The following is a 12,469-nucleotide window of genomic DNA, read 5'->3' on the forward strand; positions in this document are numbered from 1 at the left end:
TCTAGATACTTTATGTCCCGGACTCTTTTTTGTTTGAAAACTTGGCAACTAAATCATAAAAATTAGAGCGATTTTGAGAAACCGGGCAACTATTGGGCAACTAAAGTTAAAAAACATTCTTTATATACTTCTCGAAATTTTCTAGTTTAATCATAGATTGTTTAGCTTTTTTTGTTTTTTCATGTTCATCTACCACTAAATATTTTTTCATAATATATAGCTCCTATTTTTATTAAATATATCAATAAAACCTATATGAATTATAAAAATATTATGTAAACATAAAAATATAGACCCGAAGTATGTCACCTTAAGGTCTATATTAAATAAGTTTATAATTAAATTAATTCTAAAAGTTTGTCAACATTTTCCTCAGTTGTGGCCCAACTTGTTGCGAATCTAACAACGCGATGTGTATCATCGTATTTTTCCCAAATTGTAAATTTCACTTTACTCTGAAGATCTTTAATCTTATCATCATTTAATACGAAAAACTGTTGATTAGTAGGAGAATCAAAATACACTTTATATCCTTTATTGATAAATCCTTGCTTCATTTTATTCGCCATATTAATAGCATGTCGACTAATATCAAAATACAAGTTATTAGTAAATAATTCTAAAAATTGAATACCAACTAAACGCCCCTTAGCTAGTAGGGCACCATGCTGTTTAATACGTGTAGTGAAGTGTTTAGGTTCATTATTGTTTGTAAATACAATCGCTTCACCACATAGTGCACCAATCTTTGTACCACCAATATAAAAAATATCACAGTAATTAGCAATATCTTCAATTGTGACATCTGTTTCATTACTCATCAAACCATAACCTAATCGGGCGCCATCCATAAATAATGGAATATGATGTTCCTTACAGACTTCTGATAAATTCCTAAGTTCTTCTTTACTATAAAGCGTTCCATATTCAGTAGGATGAGAAATATACACCATACCAGGAAATACCATATGTTCACGTTTGAAATCATTATAAAAAGTTTCAAGATAGGTATTTACTTCTTTAGGTGAAATCTTACCTTCATGAGATGGTACTGCTAATACTTTATGACCACTAAATTCTATAGCGCCCCCTTCATGTACTGCCACATGACCTGTATCTGCTGAAATAACCCCTTCATATGGCTCTAATACAGTATTAATAACAACTTGATTTGTTTGTGTACCACCAATTAAAAAGCGAACAGTGGCTTCAGGACATTGAATCGTTTTTCGAATTTGATCAGCGGCTTGTTTTGAAAATTGGTCATCCCCATAACCCGAAGCTTGAATATAATTTGTATCAATAAAACGTTGTAAAACTTTTGGATGTGCACCTTCTAGGTAGTCATTTTCAAAAGATATCATCGAATTCCTCCCTAACTTCCTTATGCTTATTCTAAACTGATTATTCTGAAAATTTGAATAGAATGTATTTAGTATACACTACCTTTTTAGTAATGTGAATTTAAGAGAATAAAAATAAATATGTAAACGCTTTTAAAAGACGTCCTATTATCATTGCAATTTAGTTGATAAACACATGTAAAAAGACTATGATTTAAACAAATATATGAAATGGAGTGTTATAAATGAGTAAAGTAAAATTTAAAAGAATTCAAGAACAAACAATTGTAGAATTGGAAAATGAAATTAATCAATATTTAGCAAGTGAAGAAGGTCGTCGCTATGAATTATTAAATGTTTCAATTGATAAAATTGAAGAACGCCAATTTCCTAACAATGAAGAAATATTAAGTGCCTTTTTAATATTAGCCGATAAATAAAAGTTGAATTTGAGAAGTAGGAGTTTAGAATTATGATAAGTCTTTTTGGCCCTAAAATTGGCACAATATTGAATATAATTTTAGTGCTTGGATTTTTAGGCAATTTAGTGTTGGCTTTTATTTTAATTTTTTTAGAGCGTAACAGACGTAGTGCATCTTCAACATGGGCCTGGATATTTGTATTATTTGTATTACCAGTGCTTGGATTTATTCTTTATCTATTTTTCGGTAGAACTGTTTCAAAAAGAAAAATGGAGAAAAATAATGGTAAAGAGCTAGATGTTTATAAAGATTTGATTGATGAACAAGCTCATAAAATTGATCATCACAACTATCATACAGAAAATAAGCAGCTACAAAATCATCAAGATATGGCAAGAATGCTATTAAAGAAACAAGATGCTTTTATTACTGAAGACAATAAAATTGATTTATTTATTGATGGTCATGAATTATATGACAAAGTACTCGAAGATATTTATAATGCGAAAGATTACATACATTTAGAGTACTTTGGATTTGAAATCGATGGTCTAGGAAAACGAATTATCGATGCCCTAGAAACAAAGTTAAAAGAAGGTTTAGAAGTTAAATTACTTTACGATGATGTGGGTTCAAAAAATTTAAAACGTCACAAATTTAAACATTTTGAATCATTAGGTGGAGAGGTAGGAGCATTTTTTGCATCTAAACTACCAATTATTAACTTTAGAATGAATAATCGTAACCATCGTAAGATTATTGTTATTGATGGTCAAATCGGGTATATTGGTGGATTTAATGTAGGTGACGATTATTTAGGTTTAGGTAAACTAGGATACTGGAGAGATACGCATTTAAGAGTACAAGGTGATGTTGTAAATGCACTTCAAATTAGGTTTATTCTTGATTGGAACTCTCAAGCACATCGTCCACAATTTGAATATGATGATAAGTATTTTCCTAAAAAGAAAGTACAGGATGGTCATTCAGCCATTCAAATTGGTTCAAGTGGACCTGCATATGAATTACACCAAATTGAGTTTGGATATACCAAAATGATTATGAGTGCGAAAAAATCTATTTATATTCAAACACCTTACTTTATACCAGATCGATCTTACATTAATGCATTGAAAATGGCAGCAAATACTGGTGTTGATGTTAACATAATGATTCCATGTAAACCGGATCATCCATTTGTCTACTGGTCTACATTTTCAAATGTTGCTGAATTGCTTGAATATGGAGTAAAAGTGTATACGTATCAAAATGGATTTATACATTCTAAAATGTTAATGATTGATGATGAAGTCAGTAGTGTAGGTTCATCTAATATGGACTACAGAAGCTTTGTATTGAACTTTGAAGTTAATGCATTCGTATATGATGAACAATTAGCTAAGAAGTTAAAAGAGGCGTATAAAGAAGATATAAAAAAATCTAAACAACTTACACTTGAGAAATATAAAAAACGACCATTATCAATTAAATTCAAAGAAGATATTGCCAAATTATTATCACCAATCTTGTAAAAATAATAAAACCGACAAAGCATTGTGCTTTGTCGGTTTTATTAATGTGACAAATGTCATTTGAAAATAGTGACATTTTTATCTGAAATTATAACTTGTTTGTTGATAAATTATTTATATTAACAAAAGGAAGTGATGAATTATGATTCAAATTCGACATTTATCCAAAAAATATAATGGAAAAACAGTATTGAAAAATATATCACTAAATATAGAAAAGGGTATGAGTACTGCATTAATAGGAAAAAATGGAGCCGGAAAATCAACTTTAATTAATATTTTAATTAATCATTTGAAAGCAGAAACGGGAGAAATTATAGATATAGATCATTTATTAAATTTAAATCATATTGGTGTATTATTTCAAAAAACGTCTTTTCCTAGATTAATAAAAGTAAAAGAATTATATAAATTATTTTGTCAACTATACAAGGATGCAATTTCGATAGATGAATTTAAAAAAATTACAAAATTGAATGATAGCCAATTGAATCTGTATGCAAATCACTTATCTGGTGGACAACAACGAATATTAGATTTTGGGTTATGTTTAATAGGAAAACCAAAGCTTCTCATTTTAGATGAACCTACTGCAGCTATGGATGTTGAAATGCGAGAACATTTCTGGACAATGATAGGGAAATTAAAAAAAGAAAATGTATCTATTTTTTATACTTCTCATTATATTGAAGAAGTAGAACGAATGGCAGATAAAGTTATATTTCTTGATCAAGGCATTATTAAGTTAAATGATTCACCTAGAAATATATTAACCAACCAACAATATTCAATAATTAAAGTACCAAATACAGTAGACAATAATTTACAGAATTTAACAAATTATTTTGATGTAAAAATTGAAGATACTATTTTAAAAATTAAAACATCTGATGTTAAGAAAGTAATATATTATTTGGAAAAATTAAATATAAATTTAAATGACATGACTATTGAAAAGCAAACATTGTTAGAAACAATTTTATTTGCTGATGTAAAAGGGGGAGGGACTAAAAATGAATAATATCGCTTTATTAAAAACAGAATTTAAAATTATTTTTCGAAAGAAACTAACAACATTCTTATCAATCATATTACCGGTAGGTTTTTATTTATTATTTACTTCTTTACTAGACTTACCAGAAGAGGCGAAACAGCAGTTCTATAAAGAATATATGTATAGTATGACAGTATTTAGCTTGATGAGTTTTTGTTTAATGCAATTTCCTATAGAGATTATTGAAGAAAGAAACATAGGTTGGTTTAAACGATTAATGGTAACGCCTTTATCTAGTAAAACCTATTTTACTACTAAAATGATAAAAACAATATTGTTATTTTTATTGGCTATTATTTTGATTTTTACTGTTGCTCATCTATATAAACACGTAAATATGAGTATACAACAATGGTTGTTTTCAGGTGTTTCATTATGGGTAGGTGCAAGTTTATTTTTAACCTTAGGATTAGTAATCGCTCAATTTAATGAGACTCAAAAGGCAAATAGTATAGCAAACATAATTAATATGTTGTTAGCGATATTAGGAGGATTATGGTTTCCAGTTCAAACATTCCCAATTTGGTTACAAAAAATTTCGAAAATTACTCCAACATATCATTTGAAAAATTTTGCATTAGAGTTAGCTAAAAATCAAGGTTTAAATATTACTTCATTATTTATTTTAATTGTATATAGTATACTATTTTTAATTATTACAGTGTGGATCAATCACAGAAAAGAAGTGAGTTAGATGAAAAAAAGAAAATGGAACGTTAGATTAGGAGAGCTATCAACACTTATATATTTGTTATTTCCAATTATAAGTATCTTTAATGAAAAACGAGGTTCTCAAACTGTATATTTAATTGTTTTAGCTATTTTTATTGTGTCATATCTTATGTTAGTAATATATTATTATCGATTTAACAATAACGTAATATATAGCCTATTAGTGGTTCATTATGTAGGAATTATATATTTTGTTTATGCAATTAATCCAATGAATAGCTTATTCTTTTTCTTTAGCGCATTTGCATTACCTTTTATGTTTGAAGTAACAATTAAGTCAAAAGAATTTATCACATTTATAATTGCAATATTTTTATGTCTTATAATTACAAGTATTTATCAAATACAATATATAACTGTATTAGTTATCTTTTATTTAGTTATTTTAATTATTACTTTAGGAAATTTTAAAACTAAAAAAGATGAAGCATTAAAAAAAGAAATAGAAGAGAAAAATAAGTATATTAATACATTAATTGCAGAACAAGAACGTCAACGTATAGGGCAAGATTTACATGATACACTAGGTCATGTATTTGTAAGTCTTAGTTTAAAATCAGAATTGGCATATAAGTTGATTGATAAAGATCAAGAAAAAGCTAAAAATGAAATATTGGCGATTAATCAGATATCTAAAGATACCTTAATTAAGGTAAGAAATATTATTGAAAATTTAAAATCTCAAAGTTTTGAAGAGGAAGTTCAATCCATAAAAAATGTTTTAAAAGATGCAAACATTCAATTTGAATTAAAAAATATAAGAAAGGTAAATGTTTTAACTCCAACAAAGCAATCGATAATATCAATGATTTTGAGAGAAGCAATCAATAATGTCATTAAACATGCAAAGGCTAGTAAGATTTATTGTGAAATGATACAAGAAGATAATAATCTATACCTAATTATTCAAGATAATGGAAAAGGTTGTAACACCACTGAAGACTTTAAATTAAAAAGTATAGAAAATAGAGTTCAACTTCTTAAAGGAAAATTAGAAATTAAATCTAAAAATGGTATGCATATACGTATTATGATACCAAGAGAGGATATTAAATGATTAGCATTATAATAGCTGAAGATCAATATATGTTGAGAAAAGCGATGGTTCAACTGATTGAATTTAACGAGCAAATGAAAGTAGTTAATGATTGTAATAATGGGGGTGACGCATTTGAGTTTATTGAAAAATATCATCCAGATATTGCAATTTTAGATATCGAAATGCCAGGGCTAACAGGTTTAGAAGTATTATCTAAAATAAGAGAATTTAAAATTGATACTAAAGTAATAATTGTAACTACATTTAAAAGACCAGGTTATTTTGAAAAAGCTGTGGCAAATGAAGTAGATGCTTATGTATTAAAAGAACGTTCCGTAGAAGATTTAATACAAACTATTAAACATGTCATGAATGGTGAAAAGGAATATAGTACTTCATTAATGACTACTTTATTCAAAGAATCTAATCCCTTAACACATAAAGAACAAGTGGTATTACGTGAAATTGGAGATAATTTAAGTAGTAAAGACATTGCAGAAAAACTTTATCTTTCAGATGGGACAGTGAGAAATTATACGTCTAATATAATTGATAAATTAAATGCAGAGAATCGATTTAATGCTTGGAAGAAAGCAAAGGAAAAAGGCTGGATATAAAAAGTAAGAAAAATATTTAAAGAATGTATAAAAAAGACTGAATTGAATGATATTTAATGTTTTCAATTCAATCTTTTATTGAGAGTGACATTGTATGATACTCCCTTATTTACCTTTTCGTTTACGTATAATACTTTGAATAATATAAACAATAAATCCAACTAAAATGCCTAACAATACTGCTATAACAACCGAAACAATAATAGGCAGTTTATAAACGATTTGTAAAATAACGCCAACGATAATAGCAATTACGACAGCAATCATCGTGACTAAATTTTCATTACGTTCGCTCATGTATTTCACTCCTAACATGTATAATTATATCATGTTGAATATCAATTAATCATTTTTTGAAAATAAATTCAATATAGGTAGACTTTTTAGGTCGAAAGTATTGATTGATTATTAAATACATATTATATATTATATTTGAGTATTAAAAATATAATATAGGAGGCACCTATGAATTCAAAGAAAAATTTAACAATAATTGTTCTTGCTATCATTGTTATTGGCGTATTAGCATTTCAATTTTTAAATCATACAGGGCCATTTAAAGACGATAGTCAACATTCTTCATCTAATTCAACACAGACAGAACTTAAAGGAAAAGAAAAAGTCCACGTTAATCGGGTTGTAGATGGAGACACATTTGTGGCTAAGAAATCAAATGGTGAGCAAATTAAGGTACGTTTAATTGGTGTTGATACACCAGAAACGGTTAAACCTAACACACCAGTTCAACCTTATGGAAAAGAAGCTTCTAATTACAGCAAACAACATTTAAATAATAAAGATGTGTATTTAGAATATGATAAGGAAAAAGAATACCGTTATGGTCGTACATTAGCCTATGTATGGTTAGATGAAAAAACAATGTATAACGAAGAATTAGTTAAAAAAGGATTAGCTCGTGAAAAATACTTCTCACCTAATGGTAAATATAGAAGTACATTTGAAAAAGATGAACAGCAAGCTAAAAAAGATAAAGTGAATCTTTGGAGTTAAAAAATGAGTATGGGAGAACATTCTTGACGAATGTTCTCCCATACTCATTTTTTAGTTATGAAAGTTTTCAACAATAGTATTAACTTGAGTTTCAGATAGAGGGTGTTTAGATAATTCAATAGCATTATTAATAACAGATTCTAAAGAAGATTTAGTGGATACTGTATCAATATATTTTTCTCTTTCTTCAGCACCTTCAATTATATTAACACTACCATCACTAAAATAAATGACACCAATACTTTGAACTTTATGATTAAAATATTTTTCAATGCCATCTTTTAAGATTTTTGCGTTAATAGCGGCTTGTTCATAAGGGTCATGTTGATAAAACTCATAGATAACTCGATTGTTTTGAATTTTTTCAATAAAAGTATATATTTCATTACGATTTGAATCAAATTGACTATGATATTGTTTACTAATATAATGCCCTACAATTTGTTCTACACTTTGATTATCACCCTCTAAGTGATCAGAAGTAGGTAAATCAAAATGATAAAATGTTTTTTGTTTCCAACTTTTAACGTCAATATTAATAAGACCTACGTCAGACACAACTATATAGTCAAATGTTCTTGCATACTCAAACAGTGGATGTTTAGTAGCTAAATTACTAGTCGTAATAATATTATAATATTTTAATTTTCCTAAAGCTTTAAAACGGTCTAAGATATCTTGTAATTCACGTTTAGCATTACGTTTGGAATGAGGACTAATCTCGTTATTAGAACTTAATATTTTATTTTTAAGTTCTAAATTTTCTTTACTGAGTAAAGAATTTTTAGAGACCATTTGATTTTTAGCGTAAACTTCAGTATCTATTCTATCTTGCATGTATCTTTGATTGAGTACAAATGCAAGTATAAGAATAACAATAATAATAATTAGAATAATCGTATGTGTCATATGCTCACCTCCTATTTAATATTTGTAAATTAGAAGATTAATGATTAAATTAATTTTCTATAGAAATCAATAATTAATTATAAACAAAATATATTTATTGTTCAATAAACAAAAAATGATAATTTAAGTTGAAAAAGAACATAATAACAGGATATAATTTATTCATTATTATAAATATAAAATTGTGTAAAATTATATCTCACACCCTAAAGAAGAGTTAGAAGATTTACAAATTTTTCACAAATTAAAAATTGAAAACATTAAATTGTGTCTGTATAATTAACTTATGAAAGCGTTTCCTTTAAGGAGGACAGTTGTATGTCTCATCACCAAAATCATGTAGAAGAACTAGTTGGAATATTAAAAAATCAATGCCGTACAGCATTCAAATTTCACGGTGAAGTTGCTATTCAACTATTTTTAAATGAACTTTTTGAATTACCTTCGAAAGTCGATATTTGTGTAGAAAGAAAACGAATAGTAGAGGTTTTAAAAGTTATTCCTTCAAGTTATACATTTAAATATTATGATACGTCCAATCATAACATGGATAAAGATAATTTAGATATTCCATCTATTTCTCATATAAACGTTGTTAATAATGATAAAGTTATTTTAAGTATTTTTATTTATGATGTTATAAATGAGGAATGGATATTTAGACTAAACAGTAATATCCGATTACCTAAAAATAGTATTTATTTTCATTCATTAACCTGGGATGTCGATTATATCAAACCTGAAATCGTATTAATGTATGATTTACTAGATTATCAACAAAACAATTCAGAAGCCAATTATAAGTCAGTTTTAGATGCTCTAAGCTATTATCAATTTGTGATTTTAAAAATGGTAGTGGGAGAGCATAAAATTAAAAAAGCACTTACACAAAAAGTTTAATATAAAAAATCTGAGACAAAATAGATGTCTCAGATTTTTTTATGTAATTGTTATTTAGGACATAAATTTTTTAAGCATACACCATGATAGCAATACTCATAAGTTGATAACACAGCTTTATCTGCATTTTCTCTTGAAATACCAAACATCATAGAAATTTCAGAAGCACCCTGATTAATCATTTTTAGGTTGATATTTGATTCTGCTAGAGCATGTGTGATTTTGTTAGCAGTTCCGACAGATTGAGTCATTCCTTCACCGACAATCATTAAGATGGCAAGGTCATGGTCAATGCTTAATTCATCAATATCACATTTTTTTCTAATCGCACTTAATACTTCATTCTCTTTATTTTTAATTTGATTAGAACGCATTATAATACTAATATTATCAATACCTGATGGCATATGATCGAAAGAGATATGATAGTTTTCTAATATTTCTAAAATTCTTCTTGTAAAACCTATTTGTCTATTCATTAAGTATTTCTTAATATTTATAACTGTGAAATCTTTATCGCAACTAATGCCAATAATTTGATTTTTATCTGTGACTTCACGATCATGGCGAATAAAGGTTCCTTTGTCCTCTGGATGATTTGTGTTTTTTATGACTACGGGTATTCTATGTTTATATAAAGGCTGTAATGCTTCATCGTGAAATACACTAAAGCCGGCATATGATAACTCACGCATTTCTCTATATGTAATTTCTTCAATAAGTTCAGGATTTTCAATTACATTTGGATTTGCCTTAAAAATACCAGAGACATCTGTAAAATTCTCATATAATGATGCTTTAATCCCACGCGCTATGATTGCACCTGTGATATCCGAACCGCCTCTCGGAAATGTAACAACATAGTTATGTTTAGAAACACCAAAGAAACCTGGGATAATAATTTTTCCTTCAATTTCTCTTAATTTATAAATTTTATCATAAGCGTCTTCTAAAATTTGTGCTTGTTGTGGTAAGTCAGTTACTAAGATACCAGCATCTTTTGGTGAGAGATATGTTGTTTTAATGCCTTGTGAATCGTTGTATTTAGCGATAAGTTGAGCATTAAAATTCTCACCACATGATAACAATGCATCGTATAAACGATCATGCTTATCGTTTAATTGTTTAATGATTGTTTCAAGTGTTTCATCTATTGTTTCTAAGAGTGTAGACTCCATATGTAATTCTTCTAAAATATCTGCATAACGTTGAATAATCTCTCTTTTTTTATCTTGATAATCCAATTGATTGATTACTTTTTCATATAAACGAATAAGTAAGTCAGTCGTTTTAACATCATTCTTATGTCTTTTACCAGGTGCAGATACAATAATAATTTTTCTGTCTGGGTCATCATTGACAATATTTAGGACTTTTTTAATTTGTGTTGCATTTGAAACTGAACTTCCACCAAACTTAGCAACTTTCATAAAATTTACCAACCTTTCTAAAAAATCAGAAAATTCTATTTAATTTCCTGATACTACATGATAATATATATCTACATATTCACTTTTTCTTTTAAAAGTCCTATTCAATTAATTTGATTTAATAGTATAATAAATTTAAGTGTTTTTCAATAAAACAATTGTACTTCTCAATAATACAAATGGGAGGAAGATAAAAATTATGAAGGAATTAAACGTCGCGTTACTAGGGTTAGGAACAGTAGGCTCAGGTGTAGTAAAAATTATTGAAGAAAATCGACAACAAATTAAAGATACTCTAAATAAAGATATTGTTATTAAACATATTTTAGTAAGAGATACCACTAAAAAAAGACCTATTAATATTAGTCAATATCATTTAACAGAAGACATTAATGAAATTTTAAACGATGATGATATTGATATCGTTATAGAAGTAATGGGAGGAATTGAACCAACTGTTGATTGGTTAAGAGAATCTTTAAAAAGAAAAAAACATGTCATTACAGCAAACAAAGATCTACTTGCTGTGCATTTAGAATTACTAGAGAATCTAGCAGAACAACAAGGCGTAGCCTTAAAATTTGAAGCAAGTGTTGCAGGTGGTATTCCCATTGTTAACGCGATTAATAATGGGTTAAATGCTAATAATATCTCTAAATTTATGGGAATTTTAAATGGTACGTCAAATTTTATTCTTTCAAAAATGACGAGAGAACAAACTTCATTTGAAGATGCACTTGCTGAAGCACAAAGATTAGGATTTGCTGAAGCAGATCCTACTGATGATGTAGAAGGTATTGATGCAGCTAGAAAAGTAGTGATTACGTCTTATTTATCATTTAACCAAGTAATTAAGTTAAATGATGTGAAAGTAAAAGGTATCAGTAAAACAACATTATCTGATATTAATGTAGCTGACAAATTAGGTTATAAGATTAAATTGATTGGTAAAAGTACATATCATCATAGAGAAGTTAATGCATCCGTTGAACCAACCTTAATACATAAATCACATCAGCTTGCAGCAGTAGAAAATGAATACAATGCAATTTACGTTATTGGAGATGCTGTAGGGGATACAATGTTTTATGGTAAAGGAGCAGGTAGCTTAGCTACTGGTAGTGCAGTAGTGAGTGATTTATTAAATGTAGCACTCTTCTTTGAATCAAATTTACATACACTTCCACCTCATTTCGAATTAAAAACAAATAAAACTCGAGAATTAATGGATAATGGTGACGCAATTGCTATTGGAGAAAAATTAAATTACTATGTTGTCATTCATAGTGATGAATCAATTGATAAACTTAAAGATCAACTTAAATCAGATTTACCATTCCACAAATCACTTCAAATAGAACAACGTGATTCTAGTTCTTATGGAGTTGTGGTTATCGGATTAGACCAATCACCTGAATCACTACTTAGTAAAGCAAATTACAACATTGAAAAAATTTATCCAGTTGAAGGAGTTTAATAA

Annotated in this window: 13 protein-coding genes; 9 read left to right on the forward strand and 4 right to left on the reverse strand. The window is 27.8% G+C overall.

The window, feature by feature from the left end; genetic code table 11:
* Window positions 1-338: 338 nt before the first annotated feature.
* Window positions 339-1,364: a threonine aldolase family protein gene (locus HMPREF2561_RS00765; protein ID WP_049419845.1), complete on the reverse strand. Its 1,026-nt coding sequence runs from the start codon at window positions 1,362-1,364 to the stop codon at window positions 339-341.
* Between the two features lie 224 nt (window positions 1,365-1,588).
* Between HMPREF2561_RS00765 and HMPREF2561_RS00770 the strand changes: the two genes are divergently transcribed.
* From HMPREF2561_RS00770 to HMPREF2561_RS00795, 6 genes are all read left to right on the forward strand, one after another.
* Window positions 1,589-1,783 carry a hypothetical protein gene (locus tag HMPREF2561_RS00770; protein WP_049379238.1) on the forward strand — a complete coding sequence of 65 codons (195 nt, stop codon included), beginning with the start codon at window positions 1,589-1,591 and terminating at the stop codon, window positions 1,781-1,783.
* Between the two features lie 32 nt (window positions 1,784-1,815).
* Window positions 1,816-3,297 carry a cardiolipin synthase gene (cls, locus tag HMPREF2561_RS00775; protein ID WP_049379237.1) on the forward strand — a complete coding sequence of 494 codons (1,482 nt, stop codon included), beginning with the start codon at window positions 1,816-1,818 and terminating at the stop codon, window positions 3,295-3,297.
* A 142-nt stretch (window positions 3,298-3,439) separates the two neighbouring features.
* Window positions 3,440-4,318 carry an ABC transporter ATP-binding protein gene (locus tag HMPREF2561_RS00780; protein WP_049379236.1) on the forward strand — a complete coding sequence of 293 codons (879 nt, stop codon included), beginning with the start codon at window positions 3,440-3,442 and terminating at the stop codon, window positions 4,316-4,318.
* On the forward strand, window positions 4,311-5,045 hold the full coding sequence (locus HMPREF2561_RS00785) for an ABC transporter permease (RefSeq protein ID WP_049379235.1): 735 nt from the start codon (window positions 4,311-4,313) through the stop codon (window positions 5,043-5,045). The genes HMPREF2561_RS00780 and HMPREF2561_RS00785 overlap by 8 nt, the downstream gene beginning before the upstream one ends.
* A complete protein-coding gene (locus HMPREF2561_RS00790; RefSeq protein WP_049379234.1) occupies window positions 5,046-6,140 on the forward strand; it encodes a sensor histidine kinase in 1,095 nt (364 codons plus the stop codon).
* Window positions 6,137-6,739, forward strand: a complete 603-nt coding sequence (locus HMPREF2561_RS00795; RefSeq protein WP_049379233.1) for a response regulator transcription factor — start codon at window positions 6,137-6,139, stop codon at window positions 6,737-6,739. Before HMPREF2561_RS00790 ends, HMPREF2561_RS00795 begins: the two co-directional genes overlap by 4 nt.
* Window positions 6,740-6,844: 105 nt before the next feature.
* Here HMPREF2561_RS00795 and HMPREF2561_RS00800 read toward each other — a convergent pair whose 3' ends face one another.
* The gene (locus tag HMPREF2561_RS00800; RefSeq protein ID WP_017174651.1) at window positions 6,845-7,036 is read right to left on the reverse strand and encodes a hypothetical protein; all 192 of its coding nucleotides are present in this window, start codon (window positions 7,034-7,036) and stop codon (window positions 6,845-6,847) included.
* A 168-nt stretch (window positions 7,037-7,204) separates the two neighbouring features.
* Here HMPREF2561_RS00800 and HMPREF2561_RS00805 point away from each other — a divergent pair, with 168 nt between their 5' ends.
* Window positions 7,205-7,750, forward strand: a complete 546-nt coding sequence (locus HMPREF2561_RS00805) for a thermonuclease NucI (RefSeq protein WP_070468245.1) — start codon at window positions 7,205-7,207, stop codon at window positions 7,748-7,750.
* 51 nt (window positions 7,751-7,801) lie between these two features.
* On the opposite strand, the gene HMPREF2561_RS00810 is transcribed toward HMPREF2561_RS00805, so the two are convergent.
* On the reverse strand, window positions 7,802-8,659 hold the full coding sequence (locus tag HMPREF2561_RS00810) for a hypothetical protein (protein WP_017174653.1): 858 nt from the start codon (window positions 8,657-8,659) through the stop codon (window positions 7,802-7,804).
* A 318-nt stretch (window positions 8,660-8,977) separates the two neighbouring features.
* Between HMPREF2561_RS00810 and HMPREF2561_RS00815 the strand changes: the two genes are divergently transcribed.
* Window positions 8,978-9,559 (forward strand): hypothetical protein, encoded by a 582-nt coding sequence (locus HMPREF2561_RS00815; RefSeq protein ID WP_049419846.1) that lies wholly within the window; start codon window positions 8,978-8,980, stop codon window positions 9,557-9,559.
* A gap of 50 nt (window positions 9,560-9,609) precedes the next feature.
* On the opposite strand, the gene HMPREF2561_RS00820 is transcribed toward HMPREF2561_RS00815, so the two are convergent.
* Window positions 9,610-10,989 (reverse strand): aspartate kinase, encoded by a 1,380-nt coding sequence (locus HMPREF2561_RS00820; RefSeq protein WP_019835493.1) that lies wholly within the window; start codon window positions 10,987-10,989, stop codon window positions 9,610-9,612.
* Between the two features lie 199 nt (window positions 10,990-11,188).
* Here HMPREF2561_RS00820 and HMPREF2561_RS00825 point away from each other — a divergent pair, with 199 nt between their 5' ends.
* On the forward strand, window positions 11,189-12,466 hold the full coding sequence (locus tag HMPREF2561_RS00825; protein ID WP_017174656.1) for a homoserine dehydrogenase: 1,278 nt from the start codon (window positions 11,189-11,191) through the stop codon (window positions 12,464-12,466).
* Window positions 12,467-12,469: the final 3 nt, after the last annotated feature.

Source organism: Staphylococcus sp. HMSC069E10 (assembly GCF_001809205.1).
Lineage (GTDB): Bacteria > Bacillota > Bacilli > Staphylococcales > Staphylococcaceae > Staphylococcus > Staphylococcus hominis.